The following is a 22,050-nucleotide window of genomic DNA, read 5'->3' as shown; positions in this document are numbered from 1 at the left end:
TTACTGTTTAACAAGACTTACAAAACCAACCCTTTTTTACCGGCATCAGCATCTAAGTACGCTCCAATTATTATCCCGATGCCCATACCGATTGGTAACCAAAATCCAATATTATCAAAGATCAACATACCAAATAACAAGCCGATACTTGGACCAAAGCACATGCTAATACTTAAATAATGACCACTTGATACTAGCTTGTGCTTCCCCTGAAGATGAGAGCTGATCGTCTCTAATGTTTGCTTATGGTGTTTCAAATCGGAATCTTCCAGTTCACCTAATTTATCTTTCAGTTGGAGGATATCGTCTTCTAAAAGCTTAAAATGTTGGTTACATTCTTCGCACGCTGTTGAAAAGGAATTCAACCGTTGAATGATTCGCTCACATTTATTTAATTCAAGCTGCAGATTCAATTGCTCATCAACTGTATTTCTAATTTCTTGTAGAATGGCTTTAAGTGTACTAACTCGCTGAACTTCCATTGACCCACCGCCCCTTTTTCTACCATTAATCAATTACGTTTCTTGATCAATACACACTCATTTTCACGAATAACCTCACTTAATTATACCAGACATTTCCAGTAAATTAACTGAATTTGATGTAAATAAAAAATCTTAGTTTTTATTTTATAATATAGGTTCTTTTATTGAAAAAGCTTATGTGCAACATGTGCTTACAGTTGTTGCACACCTAATATGATAGCGTTTTCGCATTGAATAAATAATCTCTTCGCTTTACACTAGAGTTACCAAATAATTCATTGGGAGGGAATTACTGTGGACATTCTTATTACAATTGCAATATTTATTATTATTTTATTTGGATTTAGCCGTCTAATGGGATATCGAAATAATAATATTACGTTGGAGCTTGATGATCGCTATACAAACCTCACCGAGCATGCTAAAGCTGTTACCGAAGAATTAGAAAAAGAAGGAAAGAAAGTGGAATATCAAGGGGATGGCTATTTCCTTGTGGATGGAAAGCAATATGTGATGCATGGAAGAAATGTAGCTATGGGTGGTGTACCTCTTCAACGGACAATCTTGGAGCCGGTGGAAAAGTAAAATCATCATTATTGGAAGGGCAATTCGTATGGCATATATACTAATAAAGGTCAGCTAAGAGACCGAAAGACTTTCTATATCCTTTCCGTCTTTTAGCTTTTTTAAGTCTAGAATGCTTTCTAGTTCTGCATCTGGATACGCTTGATGAGTTCAGCGATTTCTTTGTCTTTCCCTGGATCAATGGCTATTTGTTCATTATTTTCCAGCAGATCATTGTAAAACTTCTCACCTGCTGGATAAACACCATCCCAACGCAGGGGAATATCATATACGTTTATGGTGCCATCCCCATTCCCGCTATATGTTACCGACCCGTCCACTAGTCGGACACCTGATAATTGGATAACATCCTCCGGGTAAACCGTGCTTGTATCATCCTTTGCGTTCAATTTCGTCCCAGCAGGTATGTGACGGACATTTATTTCTTCTACCTCTTGATTTGGTCCAAGCTGGCGCCAAACCCGTGCATACTCGATTTGTTCATTGGAATATGACGCTAAAATATCTTCCTGCTCTTTGTTATTTGAGGAATTACTATCTGCCTTTGTAGGCGCACTGCCTTCCGAACTTTGCCCGTTTTCCGTAGTGGAAGCTTCCTGCTCATTGGTTGATTCATTCTTCTCTTTATCACTTGCAGCTTTATCCTGAGATCCCGACTCGTCATTCGCTTGCGGAGAATCAGCTTCCGCTTCTTCGCTTGTGTCAGTGGAACAACCTGTAAACACTGCTAAGACAATACCTAAATAAATGAGTATTTTTATCATTTTCATTTCCAACAAACCCCCTTGTTTGAATAAAAATAGGTATGTATCATGATCATACTAATAGATTACAGAGAAGACAACAAAAAATTCCAACTAGTTGGCAAAAAAAGACTCCTCTCACATTGTGCGAAGGAGACATTTCAAACATATAATATTTACTTCCGAAACAATTCTGGATTATCAACCCTTATAGATATAACTTCTCCGCAATTCAGACAGAAGGTATAGATTTTGTTTGAGCCTTTGGATAGTTTCTTATCTAACGGCTTGATAGCCATAAAATCCGTTCCTTCAGCAAATTCTTCTCCTTTACACTCAGAGCATGTCTTCTTTTCCATTTCATTCCCACCTTGTAGTTTTTATCTAAACATCCATTTCCTATTAATTACTTCCAATAATTATTCGCTGCTGCAACAGTTTGATAGTGAATCGCAATAACTTGAGAAGATGCAATAAGACTATCTGCATTATCCTCGTATACCGATCTTAATTTCTCTCTGACTTCAGCTGAAGGTTGGGTGTACCCCACTCCTTTTCGTGCCAACGTGATTGCCAGTTCAAACCCTTCCTGTGGTGTATCTGTTTGTAAACTAGTAAGCCACTCACTCATTACCATCACCCTCCCTATGGATTCTACTTCCAATTTACGCCTTACGAATAAAGATAGCAATAAATTTCGCTTAATATACAAAATAATCAATCATTTAGGAGGTATTTGTAACACTTTAATAAGGGCTACTGTTTCATTTTTTCACTTCACACGATGCTCTCTGTTTATAATTTGTAATTATATATAGGAAAGGATAAGACTTTACCATGCAATGTGAAAAAGTGTACTATTGAACAATATCAGATTCTATTAAGTAGGCTAAATAACAAATAAGTAACATCAAGGAGGCGCTGAATGTCTATTCTTTTAAGTGTTTTATTTTTTGTAAATATTTTTCTAGCAATCGTAATTATTTTCTTTGAACGGCAAAGCCCGAGTACCACATGGGCATGGCTCATGGTTCTTGTGTTTCTGCCTGTAGTTGGGTTTATTCTCTATCTCATTTTCAACCAAAACTTCACACGGAAGAAAATGTTTTACTGGGCAGACCAAGACAAAATTGGTATTAAAGAACGAACCGAAGAACAGATCAAGACAATTAAAGATGGAACCTTTTCCTTTAAAAGCTTCAACAGTGCCGCATATAAAGATAATATTTACATGCATCTGGTCAATGATGGTGCGCTTTTCACACAGGATAATGAGGTAACGATCTATACAGATGGAAGAGAAAAGTTCGATGCACTGTTGGCAGATATTAAACAGGCCACTAACCATATCCACATCCAGTACTACATTATTCATGAAGACGGACTGGGAAAGGAATTGGTTGCTGCGCTAACTGAAAGAGCAAAACAGGGTGTGCAGGTGCGTGTGCTGTATGATTACATGGGATCAAGAGGAATTTCCTCCCACTTTTATAAAGAGCTGAAGCAAGCTGGCGGGCTAGTCGAAGTCTTTTTCCCGAATTTCCATCTGAACTATCGGAATCACCGTAAGCTGGCTATCATGGATGGAAAGATTGGGTATGTTGGTGGGTTTAATGTGGGGGATGAATATCTCGGCTTGGATAAGAAGTTTGGGTATTGGCGTGATACCCATCTTCGAACAGAAGGTGATGTCGTACATGCCCTGCAAACGAGATTCATTTTAGACTGGAATCAAGCTTCGAAGCATCATGATATTGCCTATGAGGAGAATCTCTTCCCTCGTCTGCCGGCAGCAGGAAATGTCGGTGCACAGATTGTGTCCAGCGGTCCGGATACCGAATGGCAGCAAATTAAAAATGGGTATGTCAAAATGATTAACTCAGCCAAAAAATATATTTATTTACAGACACCCTACTTTATCCCAGATGAGAGCTTATTGGATGCATTGAAAATAGCTGCCATGTCTGGTGTCGATGTGCGTGTCATGATTCCTGATAAGCCTGATCACATGTTTGTCTATTGGGCAACCCTGTCCCATGCTGGTGAACTGTTAAAAGCTGGAGCCAAAATCTATGTCTATGAAAATGGATTTATTCATGCGAAATCACTTGTTGTTGATGATACAACTGCATCTGTGGGAACAGCGAATATCGATCCCCGCAGCTTTAAGCTTAATTTTGAGGTGAATGCTTTTTTATATGATGAAAAAACAGCTGAGGAGTTACGTGACGCCTTTGAAAAAGATATCCCGCTAGCAAGAGAAATAACATGGGAGGAATACAAAAAACGCCCGAAAATCATTCAACTAAAGGAATCTGTTTCGAGATTGATTTCCCCTGTATTGTAAAAGAAAAATAACGAGGTGTGGAAGGCATGAATCCTCCGACCTCGTTATTTTTTATTTGCACAGTGTTTTTCCTGGCAACAGGGACATCTTTATTACTTCCCGTCTTTGCTTACTTTGGCTCGCTTCCGTAGATCGCCATCCATTGCTGCCAAATAGAGAATTTATTTTGTTCCCATTTTAATGTATTGATGATATACCCGAAGGAATCCGCATGATAAAGCCCACTGATTTTCTGATATGCCTGAATTTCATAGACCCCATCACGATCCATATCTACGGGATAGAATCCACTGACACCATCAAACATCCCCTGGACAGGCTGCTTCAATATGCCCTTTTCATCATAAATCTGTGATAGGTACTCTGCATCTCTGTTGCTGATATCCACAACATACGCCTGCCCTGTCGCCGGGCTATACACATTTACTTTATAGTAATCCAAATAGGTGACACTGTACTTATTTTGTTCATTGTATTTGTTGAAATCAAATAACTCTCTAGCCTGGTTGTTTACAAACGAGTAAATATAATTAAACGTAAAGGCACCAGAGCCACCTGAATCAATCGTAACTAAAATATCTTTGATGCCATCCCCCGTAAAATCGCCAAGAAACACGGTTGGCTGATAACCGGAATTTCCATCTTTATTTAACGAAATATTATATAACCTGTTCGTCGCCCCGTCCTGAATATTTAGCGTAATGTCTTGCAAGTAAGGACTGGAAGGATCTGCTTTTACTGCGGTTAAAAACACGTAGTCAAGCGTACCATTCCCATTTACATCTCCATATGCCCCATCCACTAGTTGTGCTTGATTCACACGATAGGGTTCATACCAATACATACCTCATCCCTCCTACTTAAGTTCTCACCAGTAGTAGCATATTCAGCGGGATGGATTAATGTCCCGGGAAGTTATAAAATAGATGAAGAAAAAATGCTTTGAAATAAAAGATATTTGCATCTATGCGAGGTTGAGCTGTGGCATTTCATACATGTGGAATAATTAATGAAGAGAGAAGCATGTTGTACTTTTACAGTTGCTTCGTGAAGAGAGTTGGAAGTAATTCGTCGAATGATGAGCGGAGGTGACTGAAATTAAAATTTTACAGCTAGTTTACTTTATCATCTGCTTTAGCTTTTTTCACAGATTGCTTGGGTCCATTTATTTTTACAGTTCTCCTGTAGATAACATTCTCATTAGTCTTCTTGGATATTTGCTGGTATTCCTGTTGGTGTTGGCAATTACTACGACAATTTTAACCTTTTATTATGCGAAAAAGGTGTATGGTAAGTAGTAATATTTACTCTGGAATCGTAGACTGTGAACTGCTTAAAACTCTGATCGTGTACACAGAATACCAGCCGACAAATGAACATCACAAGCTCTTTTTCTTTAATTTATAAACTTCCATTTCCAGTTCATTTACTTTGCTAAGCAAAAAGTCAAAGTCACTAGATGTAGTTGTAAACCCAAATCCCTCAACAATACTATCCAATTTAGCGTCAATGGCATCAAATCGCTTATTCATTTCGCTTATTTCCTGATTCATCTCGGAACGCATACTTTTCATTTCTTTATCCAAGTCAGTAAGCATTGTGATTATTTGGCTCTCCATTTCTCCACCTCCTTTTCATCTATTATAATAGATTGCACATGAATAAGCATTATTAATAGAAGTTTATTATCTGTTAATAACCGTATGTCTCTCCCTCATCCAATTGCAATGTGTGATTGTTGATGGTAACTGTATTTTCATCTTCCCATGTGACATTTACATCCTCTTTATTTACTTGATAATAGAATCTCTTCTTCGTCCAAAGTGGTCCGTTTATTTCCCCACTGATCCCGAGTGAACCTGCTGCACCTGCATTCCATCGATAAAACTCAAGCGTATAGCTATCATCAGGCGAGCTGGCTGTTTTTATATGTACACTTGCCCCCATCGTCGAGGCAAGAAAAGTAACAATCACAGCGATTATTAGGGCTATGGATAAAAGTGAAGAAAAAGCAACCGTCACCCAGCTTCGTATCCTTGCTAATCTATTTTCCTTGTACTTTAAACCTTTTATCGCTAAAACCAAGATACATAGACTGCCGAGGAGCAGGATGTAGTTTGGCGGTGCTACTAACCACATGTGGTTTATATTAGAATAAATTGCGTATCCCACCAATGCTGCTAAAGCAAGCAGCAAATAGAAGGATCCTAGGTTGTATTGTTTATTCACTAGTTACCTCCTTTCATATTAGTTGCTGTATACGTTTAAAGAAAATATCTCAGGTCTACAGCAAGCTAAAAAGTAGCGGTAGAAGAAAAGCAATTCCGAAGCAGATCACAGCTGCTGCTTTTAATTGTTTATTAACACGTTCATCACCTTTAGGTACATTCTCAAAAAATGTAAGTGTAAAATAAAAAGATAAAACAAAACTTATAACTGCAATGACTTTTATCCAGGTTGCTATCTCCTCCATATCCTCTTCCTTTCTCTTATTTAAATCGTCTCATTTAGTTTAACTTACTATTCATCCTGTTTTAAATAGTTAATTACTACTTAATAATATCTTCGAAGCAACTTCTCCACCTTTCCATTGTATTTTGCTTGGTACTTCTTACTGAAATGAACAAGCGTATTCTAGCAAGGCACTCCCCTTTGTTTGTGAAATAATTGAAAAGGGTATGAGAAGAATGGGACTCTTTAGGAAACCTAAGTCTCCAGAACACTTATGAACTATGATAGGAGGCAATTTAGTATGAATCAATATCAGGAATTGAATAAAAGTTATATTAATGGTGTGTGGGTAGATGGACAGGAAAGCACCCAACAAAATATGGTTAACCCTTATAATAATGATGTTTTGGCAAAAGTAAATATTGCCTCGTTCGACCAGTTGAATGAAGCATTTGAAGGAGCGAAAGAAGCTCAGTCTTCATGGGGGCAAGATGCCGAGCTTCGCAAAAAAGTAATGACTAACGCATTGAGTTATTTTAAAGAGAACAAAGAAGCACTAATTGAAATGTTGACACTGGAATCTGGAAGTACGCAAGTTAAAGCAAATCTTGAATTAGATTTAACAATTGGATTAATGGAAGAGTCTATTAAAATGGTTGATGAGATTGGTAAGTTTGAAGAAAAGCCTTCTATTATTCCAAATAAGGTGAATGAAAACTATCGATTACCAAAAGGAGTTATATCTTCCATCGCACCATTCAACTTTCCACTATACTTGTCTATGCGCACGATTGCGCCAGCCTTAGCATTAGGTAACACAGTAGTACACAAAGCAGATATCCAATGTGGCCTTATTTCCGGTTCTGCCATCGCTAAAGCATATGAAGAGGCTGGTATCCCGTCTGGTGTATTTCAATCCATTTTAACTACACCGGAAATTATTGGTGATGGCATGTTCAACCATAAAGACGCAAATCTTGTTAGCTTTACTGGCTCTACGCCTGTTGGACGCCAAATCGGGAAAGTTGCTGGAGAACAATTAAAAGAAGTTGCATTAGAACTTGGCGGTAATGGTCCATTCTGTGTTCTTCAGGATGCTGATATTGATCAAGCAGTTAATGCAGCTATCTTCGGGAAACACTTGCATCAAGGGCAAATTTGTATGGCGATTAATCGAATTATTGTACATGAGGATGTCTATGACGCATTTGCAGAAAAATTTGTTGCTAAAGCAAAAGAGCTAAAATATGGTGATCCACGAGACCCTGATGTCGTTGTAGGGCCCCTTATCAATGAAAAACAAGTAGAAAGAGCACAGGATATTATTAATAAGGCAAAAGAAGCTGGATTTGATATGCTGTTGGAAGGTGAACGTATTGGCAACATTCTTACACCAACTGTGATTGGCAATGTTGATAATGATAGTGAAGTGGCACAAAGTGAACTCTTTTCCCCAGTGGCACTTATTACAAAGGCAAGTTCAGATAGCGAGGTTATCGAAAAGGCCAATGCAACACAGTACGGTTTAAGTTCCTCCATCTTCTCCAATGATGAAGAAAAAGCAAGGGAATATGCTTTAGAATTGGCATTCGGAATGACCCACATTAACGATCAGCCCGTCAATGATGAACCAACCGCATTGTTTGGTGGTATGCGACAAAGCGGGATAGGTCGTTTTGGCAGCCCATATGTCATTGATGAATTTACAGAAGGAAAATGGATATCTGTTCAAAAGGAATTTAGAGATTATCCATTTTAATAGAAAAGAGCCAGGGGGGAAGTTCCTCTGGCTCTTTGTAAGGATGAATATAAATTGGTTGTACAATAAATGACGTTGGTGGGGAAAACTCACCTACGTCATTTTTGTGTTTATAAATAGAAAACAAGTGAGATTCCCTGTAGAATTAAAGTCGCTGAACACTAATTCTGGGAGGGAACTCACTTGTCTATATCAAATGATATAAGAAATTTGTTAGATATTCAAGATAAAAATATTTATGTGAACGAAAATGCAGTGACGTATGGAGAACATAAGGGAAAGACATGTAAGTTTATAAAGGCGACATTAACATATGAAGTGGATCAATGCCCAAACTGCCAAGCAGAAAAAATAGGCTCTACTATTTATAAGAATGGAACACAGTTATCCCGTATTACCATTCCCACCATGGGAGTTTACCCAACCTATTTATTATTGAGTAAACAGCGTTTTATGTGTAAGCATTGTGTTACAAGCTTTACTGCGCAAACCAATATCGTGAAGCGCCATAGCTTTATATCCTCAAATACAAAAGCACAGATCATTATTAAATCAGCCGGGGCACAGTCCGTTAAAGATATCTCGCAGGACTGTGGTGTCTCTGGTGCAACTGTTCAGAGAGTCATCAATAAAGAGGCGGATACATATAAACCGAACTACAATGCCCTGCCTAAGCATCTATCATTTGATGAATTTAAGTATGCCAAAGGAAAGATGGCTTTTGAATATATCGATGTTGAAACAGGTGACATCTTAGACATTTTAAATAGTCGTGATAACCGCACCATTACAGATCATTTCATCACCAATTATAGCTTATCAACTAGAAAGCAAGTGCAAACCGTGACCATCGATATGAATGCAGGTTATGTAAGTCTGATTAAAGAGATGTTTCCAAATGCGGATATTATTATTGATCGTTTTCATTTGGTTCAACTTATCTCTAGAGCAATGAATAAAACGCGTGTTAAAATAATGAACCAACTCCGAACATCTCATGGAGAAGATCAGAAGAAGTATCGTCGCCTTAAACGTTATTGGAAGCTTTTACTGAAGAAAAGATCGAATTTATCTTATACAGAATATAAATACTACGGCCTATTTGGCCAGCGTCTTGAAAGTTCAGTAGTGCAAGAGATATTGAATTATAGGGAAGAACTTAAAATCAATTATGATTTATATCAGGATGTATTGGAAGCCATTGATGAAAAGAATTACCATACATTGGAAAACGTGTTAAGCAAACAGTGCCCAACTGCAGCGTCCACCTATTTAAGAACAAGCATTAAAACATTAAGGAAGCACTTGCCCTATATAAAAAACAGTTTCCAATATACCTATAATAATGGCCGAATTGAAGGAATTAATAATAAGATCAAGGTACTCAATCGAATTGCATATGGCTACCGGAATTTTAATCATTACAAGAACCGAATACGATTACATTTCAAATTTAAACCTGTGGCAAAGAAGCCTATTATATCTGATGAAAACAAATCACACTCTAGGGTAGCTTAACCTCCCCAGAGTGCGACGAATAAATGCATTTTAAAATCGACTAAAATTCAATACCAACGTCATTTGACTTAGAACCGTAATTGTGACTAGTCTATTACGTTAAATCGATTATTACTTTTTCATCGCTGGTATATCAACTGGCTCATATAGTTTTATAGTTGCTCTTTCTCCTATTTCTTTATTAAACTAAACGTAAAGGGGGAGAAACAATGCCGACATATCATAAATTAGTCCGTGATCGCATCCCGGAAATTATTCATTCTACTGGTAAAGAGTTAAAAACAGAAATACTAAACAATACAAGATACATAGAAGAATTAAAGAAAAAGTTAAATGAAGAAGTTACCGAATACCAGGAAGCAACAACAGATGAAGAAGCCCTGGAGGAGCTTGCAGACGTGCTGGAACTCATGCATGCACTTGCACAACAGCATGGTGCTACAATCGATGACGTAGAAAAGGTTAGAAAAGACAAAGCTGAAAAACGCGGTGCTTTTAATGAAAAAATCTATTTAATTGAGGTTGAAGACGATTGAGGGACATCTCCTTACATACAAGTCAGTTGCATGAAGAAATAAAGCAGGCGATGGTGGAGTCCTCAACCATTTATATTTTAAGCTCCTTTATTATGAAGTCAGGTGTCGAGATGATTTTTGATGCGTTGGAGCATGCACTAAAAAATGGTGCTGATGTGAAGATTTTAACCGGTGATTATTTATATGTCACCCAGCCAAAAGCGCTCCATCGTTTACTGAATCTTCAGCAGGAGAATTTGGAAATTCGTTTATGGCAAAGTAATGGTGTTTCCTTTCATCCAAAGACATATATCTTTAAACACAAGGAAAAGGGTTCCCTGATTGTTGGATCCTCCAATATGTCCCGTTCTGCATATACGTCAGGTGTGGAATGGAATTTGCAAATGCAGCGCACTGCTTCAAATACTACGTTTGATGAAGCAATGGAAGCATTTATTGAGCTTTTTTATGCCAATGAAACGATGTCTATTAATGCAGAGTCACTAAAAATCTATCAGCAAGAATATGATCAGTTTCACGCAACCCATGCAGATCTCCTCACAACGTGGACCAAGCAAGAAGAAGTGGAACTAACGTTACCTTCTGAAGAAGAACCATTACCAGCTGAAGCAAATGAGCCTAATGCTCATTATCCAGCCAAACTCCAGCCACGCCAAGCGCAAACCGAGGCATTGACTGCGCTTGAAGCTACATTGGAAGAAGAATACAACAAAGCAATGGTTGTGATGGCCACTGGACTTGGTAAAACCTATTTAGCAGCATTCTTTGCCAAACGGTATAAGCGCATACTCTTTATTGCACATAGAGAGGAAATCTTAAAACAGGCTAAGGAAAGTTTTGAACAGGTTATGGGTGAGCAAGGTGGGCTTTTCTATGGTCTGGAAAAGGATACAAGCAAGGACATGCTTTTTGCTTCGATCTTTACCCTTAGTATCCAGGAACAGTTACATCAATTCGCTCCGAATGCATTTGACCTCATTATTATAGATGAGTTTCACCATGCAGCAGCGAAAAGCTATCAGCATGTTATCGACTATTTTGAACCACAATTTCTTTTAGGCCTTACAGCAACACCTGAGCGGACAGATGGGCAGGATGTGTTTGCCATTTGTGAAGGAAACGTCTCCTATGAAATCACATTTATCGAAGCAATCCAGCGCGGTTGGCTGACTCCCTTTACCTATCATGGCATTCTTGATGATATTGATTATTCTTCCATCCGCTGGTTAGGCACAAAATATGACCAGCATGAGCTCATGGTCCAGCAGCTGCAAACAGACAGAGCAAAGCATATTTACAGCAAGTGGAAAGAATTAAAACAAACCCGGACACTTGGCTTCTGCTCTTCCATTCAGCAGGCAGAATTTCTAGCAAACTACTTTAATGAGAATGGAGCACATGCACTTGCATTAACTTCACAATCCAAAACCTACTCACGGACAGAAAGCATCCGCATGCTGGAAGCCGGCGAGCTCGATATTATCTTTACTGTGGATTTGTTTAATGAAGGGGTAGATATTCCATCTGTTGATACGCTTTTATTTGCAAGACCGACCGAATCACTCGTCGTCTTCACACAGCAAATTGGCAGAGGTCTACGTACATTTGCTGGAAAGAATTCATGTGTCATTATTGATCTAATTGGTAATTATCGCTATGCTGACACCAAGTTGAGTGTCCTTGATATTGAAGAGAATGACAAGAATGGTACAAGAAAAAATATAGAGCCTGTCGTACCGAGTGCATGCGAGGTTCATCTGGACACTGCAGTAGTAGACTTGTTGAAAGAACTACGGAAAAAGCGCAGTCCAAGAAGGGATCGGATCTTCCAAGATTATTATCAGGTCAAAACACAGCTTGGCAGAAGGCCGACATATAGAGAAGTGCATCTGTATGGCAGCATAAACTCCAAAGAATACAAGCAAGCGTTTGGTGGTTACTTCGCCTTCTTAAAAACATACGGAGAACTAAGCGAACATGAAGAAACTGTTTATGAAAAGCATTATGATTGGTTAAGTAAAGTAGAAAAAGAAACGATGACCAAATCGTATAAAATGGTAGTCCTCCAATACTTACTTGATAAAGGCCCTGCTGATTGGCTAGTACCTGTAACACCTGAAGAAGTCGCACCGTATTTTCATCAGTTCTACATGGAAAAGAACTACCGAAAGCAGATTGACTTCTCGAGTAAAAACACAAAAGCGATGTGGGAATATGATGAAAAGAAAGTTGCTAAGTTGATAGCAGATATGCCAATGAGTAAGTGGGTTGGCAAGGATGGGCTAGTCTTCTTTAAGGATGGGAAATTCGGTGTTAATTTCATTGTAAATGTTGAGGATCAAGAGATTTTGCATAGAATGACTGGGGAGATCAGTGGGTATAAGATGCAGTGGTATTTTGAGAGGAAAAGCAAAGGAAGTGTTCAATAGTTTTGATAGCGAGCAGATTCTTCTCGAAAACTTCTTGATTCGCATATTTATTAACTGTGCGTGGGTCTATCCCCATTCTTTTACCTACATTGGCATATGTTTCTCCTTTTTGGTTTACTTCATGTCTGATATAATCAATTTGAGCCACCGCTAACATCTCCTAATATCCTCCTGTCGAACGTTGTTGGTCCAACGAGGAGTTTAAAGTTATTTGGAGAGGTTGGCAAGTGGTTTTTCTATTTATGCAGCAACTTCTAAAACCACTACATAAATTAACTGCCAAAGACTACATTTTTAGTTTGCCATAAACAAGTATCCAGGGAGACAAGATCATTTTTAATTTGCTTATTTATAATTTCTTCATAGATCCCTTGTTTTAGCAAAGCTTACACCCCACGTTTTAATTTATAGTTTCATTATACTAAAAAGGCTATTCAAATTAATGAATAGCCTACATTTTTATGAAAAATCATTCATTATCTTTTCTACAGCAGGTATGTCTGCCGGTGCCCAGTCGAAATTTAGAAGTTGCTTAGGTGGAAGCCATTTGATGGTAATATGTTCAGTTAGTGTTGGGTCTCCACCCATAAGGCTACAATAGAAGGTAGTTAAATGGACAACCCCAAAATCATACTCGTAACTAGTATGCTCCACCTGTGGCCCAACATCTATATTGCATTTCATTTCTTCTTTAATTTCCCGTTGCAATGCTTGCTGTGGTGTTTCTCCACTTTCAATCTTCCCGCCTGGAAACTCCCACTTGTTTGGGAGATCTTTAGAAGGACCTCTTTGGGCGCAAAGGATTTTATTGTTTTTTATGATGACGGCGCCGACCACGTGTATGTCTTTTTTCATTTGTATCACCTTGTTTTTTTATCTACCATAGAAGTATTCCTGTATTTATGGAATTAAAATCACTTCTCCATCTGGTAGTCAAATGCTTGTTGTATCAAAGTAATTATATAAGGGAGTTCATCTACAATTTTTAGACTAACCTCTACATCCCCATTTCCCCATCTTCCTATATTGGTAACATCCCTACATCGTTGCATGGGATCGTTTATTTCATTATAAGGTAGGTTTAAAGATATACGAAGCTTTCCTTTCTGGGGTATAATATCTGCAAAATTAGTTATTGACTTAAATGCGATATATAACTTTGTATACTCTACACGAACGGAACTATCTATATTCTCAATACGTTTTCGTAATTCTTCATAAAGGTCTCTTGTAGCACCATTCATATGTTCATAACTTTCCAGAGTGTAACCACTTTTTGGTGATTTCTTCTTCGTATCTAAAATTATATTTTTCATTTCTTCCGTAACATTTGGATAAAACCAGATGGTTCTAGCTTTTTCTACAAGCACATTTGCACGTTTCTCAATGCTTTGTTTGTTCCAGACTGTTTGCCTTGCTACACTACGATTTAATCGCAATGGACTATCATTAAATCCTCCCTCAACAGTCTTCTTATACGAAAAAGGTTTGTCACTAAGCTCGGAATTGTATCTTGTTAGTGTTAAATTACCAATTGTGTGCAGAAGATTCTCATGTAATGCTTTCCAATTTTCTCCTAGTTCCTTTTGCCAATCATCAGATAAGTCTTCATTTTGGGGCATAATATGCTCAATAGTATATGCATCTATATCTATTATTTCTTTCCGCCCACTATTCTCCAATCTACGTAACAAGTAATTTCGATTTCGGAAATTATATACGTCTTTAACTTGTAGCTCCCTCATAAATTCAGCATCATCTGGGAACCGACGGTAACTGGTTTTCTGTACAAGGGCAACTTCCAGGCTTTCCACATATAAATCTTTATTAATCTCCTTAATTAAAGTTACGAATGTCTTATTTAAAGAATTGGTTGGAACTCCACAAATAGCTCTACGGAATACATAGGACTCAACTAATCGCAATACTGTTAAAAAATCTGTTTCTGAAAGTATTTTTTCATCATAATCCTTATAGACCTGTAGCAAGAAAGGGTGTGAAACATCTACTTTTAATGCATCTATATTTTTAAGCGCCTCATTTAAATTGGGATTAGGTTCTTGTAAAAACACGATATTCGAATAGTAATTGGAGTAAAGATGCATATCTTTTAATATGTCTGAAATATCAAGGTCATCATGCTGCATAATATATTCCTTAAAATCTTGATAGATATTTCTTATATTAGGAATTCTTTCTGTTTTTACGGTTAAATAATCTCTCATAAAGCGATCAAATACTTTAGCGTCTGATAAATTTCCAAACCGTTTTTCAATTGGAAGCCAGTACCGATTATACAGATCCTCTTGTACTTTTGGTTCAAGCCCCATCAATAAGTAGTTTCGTATAAGGTCTGCCTGGCTCAAATCTAAACCAGTAGAATTTAGACTTTCAAATATTAATTGTGGGTTATCATTTTCTCGGTCTAGTGCGATATCCACCATAATTAATTTGGATAGTCCTTGATACAAATCATCCATACTCATTTTCATGGATTGGATTTTCCCTACAAAGTATTCATAATTTCTTTGAACATTAACAGCAACTTCCTGTGGTATACGATCTTCAATCAAGGCCATCAACGTCTCTTTGTCTGATTTAGTTAGGATTAATCTATGGTATAATTCCCCTTCTTCATCACTATTAACTAGATAATAGTTTTTAAGCTTTTTACTTGTTATACCTCCACTAATAGATTCACTTCTTTCTCTTAGTGAGTTATGTAGAGCTAATAGCATTAACGAAAGTGTTGTCAGTCGTTGTTGTCCGTCAATCACTAATAGTTGTGGAACAGCAGATACATTATAAATACCTCGCTCGACGTAAACCACCGAACCAATAAAATGAGCTTTAATATCTTCGTTTAACGCTACTCGTTCTATGTCCTGCCATAATTGCTCACACTGCTTTATATCCCAACTATATTTTCGCTGATAGATTGGAATTATAAATTGTTTACTTCCTTGTAAAAATTTCAATAAATTAGTTTCGTTTGCTTTCATACATATCTCTCCACATCATATTATTACTATGAATTCTCTTAACATATTATTTTTTTCTTCTCCATTACTCGCAAAAGAATTTAGAGTTCTGCTTTAAAATAAGAAGTATATGATATGTTTAGTAATAAAAACTTTTAAAGTCTCATCCATTTCTAGAATCAATTTTACAGTTTCCTAAAAACGATCTCAATAGTTCTCAGATAACTTAAGAGTTGCTTTAGATCAAACAATTGTTCAACTATAAATGACTTCTCAGCAAACTCTGGTAGATATTTTTGAAACTTCGCGATATTTATATCTCCAATATAATTTCTTAAAACAAGTAAATCTTCACTAGTAATGTCAGTTTGAATCCCCTGAATTATTTTTTCAAGACGTTCATAAGGGTAGTCTTCCAATTTAAACTTCACTTTTTGATAATCTGATTTGACTTCTGCACTGGTATAATGCTTTAACAAAGTAGCTAGGGTATAGTTTACCTCGTCACCAGCAAATGTATTTAGGGTAAAACCTTTAGGCTCTTCTTCAATGACCATCATTCCCGGTTTCATTCCAAAGTGTTGAAAATCCATACGATATTCTTTTAATCTTTGAGAAGCATACTGATCGATATATGGAAAGCTATCATGACTTGATAAGATTCTTAGTATCTGCTGAGCAATTGCAAAAGAAGTTTTTTGACCGGATCCCTGCCATATTGGAATAGCGCCCTTTTCAGCTTTGTTCGCATGTATAATGAATCGTTCCTTATCGATTTCAGCTGCCTTCCATACTTGACCGTTTAATATAAAAAGGAATGGTTCATTATCCTTATAAAAGGCATTTACAAACCAAGAATCTAGTGTACCAACTTCACGATTTTGATGTTTCACCATGAATTCTTGAGTTGTCTCAAATACTGAGCATAGGTCTAAAAAGTTTCTTCGAGAAAAGGTTTCTTCTAACTGATCTGATAAAAAATAAATTCCATCAACTACTGATAGATAACCAATTTTGAGAAGCCCTTCTAAAAGTTTCTGTAGATTATCTTCACTTATACTACTAAAATTCCTCCTATCTTTTATCAAATTCGTTAATTGATCATATGTTGCACCTTGCTTTTCCCTAATTGTAGAATAGATTTGTTGGATTAATACATGGTAAGCATGTGTTGGAAATTTTACGGATTCAACCCATTTCTCGCGCGCTAACTCAATTAATGAAATACTTCTTAATAGTGATTCCTTATTCACCGTTAAAAATTCATAGTGTGCTGCCCGTCCTTCTCTTCTTCCAGTTCTACCTAGCCGTTGTAAAAACGAAGATACTGTATTGGGAGCATTGTACTGAAGGATAACATCTAAATCTCCAACATCAATTCCTAATTCCATTGTGCTAGTACATGCAACCATTAGTTCTCTTTCTCTTTGTAAAAGTGTTTCAGTCTGCTCTCGGTAAATCTTAGATATAGATGAATGGTGCAATCTACTTTGGACTCCTAAATTTTTTATGGTATTTGCGACTTTTTCAGCTAAAGACCTGCTATCAGCAAAAAATAAACTCTTTTGTTGTTTCAATAAGGGGAGTACTTTGCTTTGCAATTCCTCTTCTGACCATTCATCAACATATCTTATAAAAAGCTTGGTCTTTCTTTTACTATTTAAATTAGGCTGTATCCAAGACTGGTTCCTTTTACTCGAACCCTGCATCCAATTTAATAGATTATTAGGATTTCCAATTGTTGCGGATAGTCCAATTCGCTGAATGTCGTACTTAGAATATTGCTGAATTCTTTCTATAATTGACATAAGTTGAATTCCTCGGTCATTGTTAGCAAAATAATGAATTTCATCAATCACAATAAAACGAACATGCTCGAATAAGTTAACACACGGCTCGCTTCCATTCATTAAAAGAACCTCAAGTGATTCAGGAGTTGTAGCCACTATATGATCTGGATCTCTTTTAAAATGCCTTTTATCTCCTGTTGATACTTCACCATGCCATTTAAACGCGTCAATTCCTACCAATGACCCTAAACCTTTTAGTCGATATTCCTGATTATTAAGCAATGCTCTAATTGGACTGATATAAATAACCGATAGAGGGGGCAAACCTTCATCGTTAATAATACTCAATATAGGAAAAAAAGCAGCTTCTGTTTTTCCCCCAGCAGTTGCTGCTTGTATAATGACATTATTACCCGACAATATAGCAGGAATCGTATCCTCTTGGACATCTCGTAAAGATTTCCATTCCAATTTATCAATGATTCCATTTTGTAGCCTTTTACTTAATAGCGAGAAGGAATTACTACTCATAATTCAATATCTACCGCCGTTTCTCTTCCACCGGCAACTTCAAAATTATGTCTTACTCTTTGTACGACCTCCGGATTAATATTTAATAAGGAGTGAACATCGTTTCCTTCCTTTGCGGCGTCCAACACAAATAGAAATTCTCTTAAAAATGTTCTGGGTAAAATTGACACTTCACGATCAAAAGCTATTGTAAATGATTCGACATACTGTTTTATAAACGCATCATCAATAACCGTTTCTGACAGCCAATCGTGTACTTCCCCGTGAATTTGACGAACTTTATGTGCTACTTCGACCAATTGATTTGTAGAAAAACGATTAAGCTTCAAAAGAGGAGTTGAAAAAACCTTTTTGATACCCTCTTTATGCTGTAGTGATAATGGTTTTATCCTTGAAAAGAGTGCATCATGTTCTTTAATAGACCGGTCTTCATTCTCAATAAGATCATCTGTACCAGTAAACAACATATAGCACCCTTTTAGGCGATCCTTACTAACCATATCAATAAGAAACCTTAAATTTTCGAACGCTTGATATCTAATATCTCTGCGCTCCTTTCTAACTGTTTCAACCTCATCAATAACGATTAATAATCCTTTATAGCCTGAAAGTTTTAAAATATGGAGAAGGGCAAGTAAAAACTCAAAAGCATTCGTTTTATCAACTTTTCCAGTTACTCCAATTTTGGATTTAGCTACCCTATCAATACTGGCATCCCCTGCAATCCAACCTAGCGCCCAATCAGAAAGCTGTCGATCACCCTCCATTAGACCTTTGTAGAAGCTATGAAAGGCTTGAACAATACCCGGCGATGTTGCGTTGGCTTTCGAAAGTTCATCGCTTATCTTTTGTTCCAATAAGTTCATAAGTTGTTCTTCGTCTTCATCACTCTCATCTGGATCAAGATCAAATTTCCGAATAATTTCCCTTTTTTCTTTAGAAAGCCATTCTTGAATAACTTGTCTAAATGCTGAATAATCCCGCTGATTTTTAGTTCTAAGACCGGTCATAATTGCTTGATAAACAGTTTCGAAGTTCTGAAGTTGCACGGATTTGCTAATTACAATTTCAGAGACAGCATAATTATTTTCAAGCGCATCCTCTTTTAATACTTCACATAGGAACGACTTACCAGAACCGTACGGACCATATAAAAATTTAAATCCAGCATGTCCATCATTATCAAATGAAATATATTCTAACTCATTATTTAAATGTCTTCTTTCTTCCTTATTTCCTGCTATTAATAAGTGGGTTCCTACATTTGGAACTGTACCGTTTCTTAAAGCACGTAATATAGTTTCACCTATTTTTAGATCCATTTCTTCACCTACTTTATGGAGTATTCGTACACTGTTCCATTTATCATTTCAACTTTAAACCAATCTTTACCCTCATCTTCCATTTTGTCAATCAAACCAGACATTGCTTCAGAAACTAAAACGGATTTAAATTTAATCCCTTTTGTATTTGCCCGTTGTAAAAGTTCATTTTCATTCCACTTTGAACTATCTAGGAAACAACTTAACAAGAATTTCTCACGCTTTGTTAAATCGTCCTTATTTTCCTGTAGAAATGCCTTAATTTGATCCTGAATATCTACAGTTTCATCTGCCTTTATTACTTCGTCCAATGCCCCTTGTTGTTCTATACGCGGGTCATCTATATAATCTAGTGATATATTCCTTGATGATACCGTAAGAACAGGTATAATAACTTCTTGAATACTTATACCACCGTGACTAAATTTCGCACCACCACTTGCAGTGAAATAATAATTACTTGAAGGATAATATTGATAAAAGTCACCTTTATGATGAGACCAAGCTAGTTCTTTAACAATCCAGTCTCCTTTAACTCTATTATCTGCAATAGCATATCGACGTGACCTTTTCACAGATTCTACGTCATTTGGCAAGGTAACCTGATTCCATCCCTCCAGACCGTTTGTTAGTAAAAATCCATGATCAGCTGTTATTACAACTTCGTCAACTCCAGCTCTTAATAAGTTTTCAGTCACTATTTTTATTTTATTTAATAGGTGCGGGAACATATAAACAGCTGAATCCTCAATATTTTCTCCCGTTGAATCAATTTCGCTAGAATATATAATAATAGTGTCCTTACCATTTATTTCTGTTTGTATGTGGTTCTTAGACAATTTATAAAAATTTTCCAGATTAACAATCTTTCCTTTGGATCCTAAAATAGCTTCTAGAAGCTTAATACGGTCCTTCTTCGTATTTAGTTGCGTATTATCTTCTGAAAAAATAACAAAGTCATCTTTTTCCTTTTTCCATTCCAAGACTGAATTGGAAAGTGGTAATAACGCGGTCATCCCGACCTTCGTAATGGAAGGCAAGGAAGAGAGCATACTATTAACCTCTACTTTCCACTCTTCATCAATTAGAGATTGTAGTTCCGTACCCATTTCATAACGTAGTGCATCTACATAAATAACTGCCGTCTTTCTATTTAAATCATTTATATTTTCGTTCCAAAAATGCCTCTGGTGAGTTATTCCTTCTATTGAATAGTCCCGTTTTGACTCAAAACTTTGTTGAAATTGAGTGTTTAAAGGTTTTAAAAACTGATGTATGTATTGCCCATTAGCATACTTAATAAGAGCAAAAATAAGAGGATCATTTGATTGGTATTGTTCTTCAGCTTTCCTAAATCTATAATCAATGGCCCACCATTTTTGTTGAATATATTCTTTAACAATACCTTCAGGATTCTCAAACGGAGAAACTTGATTAATATAAGCCTTAAACTTGTTCAGTTCCACAATAAAATGTAATAGCTGAGCCAACGAACTCCATTTGTTGATAAACTCATTATCCGTTGCCCTTGTTATCCGGGCTTCTGCAATAAGAATAAATTCGCTAATTGAAGGTTGTTTTAGTACGTCAATATTTAATTCGTCCGGTAAAAAACGTTTTACGATCCGCCGCCATAACTCCTCATCGATTACTGAAAAACCTTTTATTGAATATAACTCTTCCGTCTCTTTTAACGAAATTTGTTGTTTAAATTCATTTGATGTCTCTTTCGACCACTCTTCAAAGTGACTACGATAATAATCATGCTGTGACCAAAGGTTAAACAGTTCACTGCGTCTATGTGTTATTTTGGAATCTGTAGTATAGTTCTCATCTTGAATATCCAATGACAGTTCAGTTTTAATTAATGTATTCGCTATTGTCGTAACAATCTCTTCATAAGACTGTTGCTCGTTAATAAGAAAGCCATAATATTCATCAGCCAGTTGACAAAAGGCCTGTAAATTCTCTAGCTCTTTTAGTGTTTGATAGTAGGTCTTGTCTGTTATAAATCGCAATATTGTTTCCTTTTTATCAAGTTCATCCATTGATAAGTGGTTCTGTAAAATAAACTGCCCTATTTTTTCCTCATTCAAGTTTTCAAGTAAATCATCTGATAATATATCCCACTTTGTTTTAATAAATAGTAATTGCTTTTGCAAACGATCACTTTTATTTAAAGGTAAATTAATATTGTAGTGTTTTGATAAAACATCTCTTATGGTATCATCATAACTTTCTGCCAAAAATACATATTCTTTTAACAATGTTAAATTGGTAGAATTACCGGGTATATATATTAATACACGGTTCTCAAAATTTGGGGAATACCGGACAATTTTGTGTCGCAACTGTAAAAAGCTTCCCTCAAAAACGAAACGACTTAAACCTTCTTCCTTAATGAATCTTTCGTATTCAGTTATAAACGATTGATACCTGTCCGACCAAATAACAACTGAACTTTTTTGAAAGAGTTTGTTAAGGTCTTCTGCGACCATATCATAAAATGACTTTTTCATAATTTTGTTAAAAGCACCTACAAAATACTGCAGGTGCTTCAATTGTACCTCCCT

19 protein-coding genes are annotated in these 22,050 nt (G+C 36.6%); 6 read left to right on the top strand and 13 right to left on the bottom strand.

Annotation, left to right across the window (positions count from 1 at the left end; all coding sequences use genetic code 11):
- Positions 1 to 17: 17 nt before the first annotated feature.
- Positions 18 to 482, bottom strand: a complete 465-nt coding sequence (locus tag BME96_RS06330; RefSeq protein ID WP_071648657.1) for a glycine zipper domain-containing protein — start codon at positions 480 to 482, stop codon at positions 18 to 20.
- Between the two features lie 297 nt (positions 483 to 779).
- Between BME96_RS06330 and BME96_RS06325 the strand changes: the two genes are divergently transcribed.
- Complete coding sequence (locus BME96_RS06325; protein WP_071648656.1) at positions 780 to 1,070, top strand: hypothetical protein; 291 nt, start codon at positions 780 to 782, stop codon at positions 1,068 to 1,070.
- 119 nt (positions 1,071 to 1,189) lie between these two features.
- Here BME96_RS06325 and BME96_RS06320 read toward each other — a convergent pair whose 3' ends face one another.
- The 3 genes from BME96_RS06320 to BME96_RS06310 form a co-directional block, all read right to left on the bottom strand.
- Positions 1,190 to 1,840: a hypothetical protein gene (locus tag BME96_RS06320; protein ID WP_071648655.1), complete on the bottom strand. Its 651-nt coding sequence runs from the start codon at positions 1,838 to 1,840 to the stop codon at positions 1,190 to 1,192.
- Positions 1,841 to 1,989: 149 nt separating this feature from the next.
- Entirely contained in the window at positions 1,990 to 2,172 is a 183-nt protein-coding gene (locus BME96_RS06315; protein ID WP_040954914.1) for a hypothetical protein, read from the bottom strand.
- Between the two features lie 47 nt (positions 2,173 to 2,219).
- Positions 2,220 to 2,444, bottom strand: coding sequence for a hexameric tyrosine-coordinated heme protein (locus tag BME96_RS06310; protein ID WP_071648654.1), 225 nt, complete (start codon positions 2,442 to 2,444; stop codon positions 2,220 to 2,222).
- A 294-nt stretch (positions 2,445 to 2,738) separates the two neighbouring features.
- Here BME96_RS06310 and cls point away from each other — a divergent pair, with 294 nt between their 5' ends.
- The gene (gene cls / locus BME96_RS06305) at positions 2,739 to 4,160 is read left to right on the top strand and encodes a cardiolipin synthase (RefSeq protein WP_071648653.1); all 1,422 of its coding nucleotides are present in this window, start codon (positions 2,739 to 2,741) and stop codon (positions 4,158 to 4,160) included.
- A gap of 109 nt (positions 4,161 to 4,269) precedes the next feature.
- Here cls and BME96_RS06300 read toward each other — a convergent pair whose 3' ends face one another.
- The 4 genes from BME96_RS06300 to BME96_RS06285 form a co-directional block, all read right to left on the bottom strand.
- Positions 4,270 to 5,004: a spore coat protein gene (locus BME96_RS06300; RefSeq protein ID WP_071648652.1), complete on the bottom strand. Its 735-nt coding sequence runs from the start codon at positions 5,002 to 5,004 to the stop codon at positions 4,270 to 4,272.
- 535 nt (positions 5,005 to 5,539) lie between these two features.
- Positions 5,540 to 5,779, bottom strand: coding sequence for a hypothetical protein (locus BME96_RS06295; RefSeq protein WP_019377188.1), 240 nt, complete (start codon positions 5,777 to 5,779; stop codon positions 5,540 to 5,542).
- A 73-nt stretch (positions 5,780 to 5,852) separates the two neighbouring features.
- Entirely contained in the window at positions 5,853 to 6,389 is a 537-nt protein-coding gene (locus tag BME96_RS06290; protein WP_071648651.1) for a DUF5412 family protein, read from the bottom strand.
- A gap of 55 nt (positions 6,390 to 6,444) precedes the next feature.
- Positions 6,445 to 6,633, bottom strand: coding sequence for a hypothetical protein (locus BME96_RS06285; protein WP_071648650.1), 189 nt, complete (start codon positions 6,631 to 6,633; stop codon positions 6,445 to 6,447).
- 279 nt (positions 6,634 to 6,912) lie between these two features.
- On the opposite strand from BME96_RS06285, the gene BME96_RS06280 reads away from it, so the two are divergent.
- From BME96_RS06280 to BME96_RS06265, 4 genes are all read left to right on the top strand, one after another.
- Positions 6,913 to 8,370, top strand: coding sequence for an aldehyde dehydrogenase family protein (locus BME96_RS06280; RefSeq protein WP_071648649.1), 1,458 nt, complete (start codon positions 6,913 to 6,915; stop codon positions 8,368 to 8,370).
- A gap of 189 nt (positions 8,371 to 8,559) precedes the next feature.
- A complete protein-coding gene (locus tag BME96_RS06275; protein ID WP_071649969.1) occupies positions 8,560 to 9,888 on the top strand; it encodes an ISL3 family transposase in 1,329 nt (442 codons plus the stop codon).
- Positions 9,889 to 10,097: 209 nt separating this feature from the next.
- Positions 10,098 to 10,424, top strand: a complete 327-nt coding sequence (locus BME96_RS06270; RefSeq protein ID WP_071648648.1) for a nucleoside triphosphate pyrophosphohydrolase — start codon at positions 10,098 to 10,100, stop codon at positions 10,422 to 10,424.
- On the top strand, positions 10,421 to 12,853 hold the full coding sequence (locus tag BME96_RS06265; protein WP_156035964.1) for a DEAD/DEAH box helicase family protein: 2,433 nt from the start codon (positions 10,421 to 10,423) through the stop codon (positions 12,851 to 12,853). The genes BME96_RS06270 and BME96_RS06265 overlap by 4 nt, the downstream gene beginning before the upstream one ends.
- 459 nt (positions 12,854 to 13,312) lie before the next feature.
- Here BME96_RS06265 and BME96_RS06255 read toward each other — a convergent pair whose 3' ends face one another.
- From BME96_RS06255 to BME96_RS06235, 5 genes are all read right to left on the bottom strand, one after another.
- On the bottom strand, positions 13,313 to 13,708 hold the full coding sequence (locus tag BME96_RS06255; protein WP_071648646.1) for a (deoxy)nucleoside triphosphate pyrophosphohydrolase: 396 nt from the start codon (positions 13,706 to 13,708) through the stop codon (positions 13,313 to 13,315).
- Positions 13,709 to 13,767: 59 nt separating this feature from the next.
- Positions 13,768 to 15,855 carry a DUF262 and DUF1524 domain-containing protein gene (locus BME96_RS06250; protein ID WP_071648645.1) on the bottom strand — a complete coding sequence of 696 codons (2,088 nt, stop codon included), beginning with the start codon at positions 15,853 to 15,855 and terminating at the stop codon, positions 13,768 to 13,770.
- Positions 15,856 to 16,019: 164 nt separating this feature from the next.
- Positions 16,020 to 18,155, bottom strand: coding sequence for a DEAD/DEAH box helicase (locus BME96_RS06245; RefSeq protein ID WP_071648644.1), 2,136 nt, complete (start codon positions 18,153 to 18,155; stop codon positions 16,020 to 16,022).
- Entirely contained in the window at positions 18,152 to 19,477 is a 1,326-nt protein-coding gene (locus BME96_RS06240) for a BREX system ATP-binding domain-containing protein (RefSeq protein ID WP_071648643.1), read from the bottom strand. The genes BME96_RS06245 and BME96_RS06240 overlap by 4 nt, the downstream gene beginning before the upstream one ends.
- 8 nt (positions 19,478 to 19,485) lie before the next feature.
- Positions 19,486 to 22,038: a PglZ domain-containing protein gene (locus BME96_RS06235; protein ID WP_071648642.1), complete on the bottom strand. Its 2,553-nt coding sequence runs from the start codon at positions 22,036 to 22,038 to the stop codon at positions 19,486 to 19,488.
- Positions 22,039 to 22,050: the final 12 nt, after the last annotated feature.

Source organism: Virgibacillus halodenitrificans (genome assembly GCF_001878675.1).
Taxonomy (GTDB): domain Bacteria; phylum Bacillota; class Bacilli; order Bacillales; family Amphibacillaceae; genus Virgibacillus_Q; species Virgibacillus_Q halodenitrificans.
The sequence above is the reverse complement of the archived record's forward strand: the minus strand, read 5'-3'. Positions and strand labels throughout refer to the sequence as shown.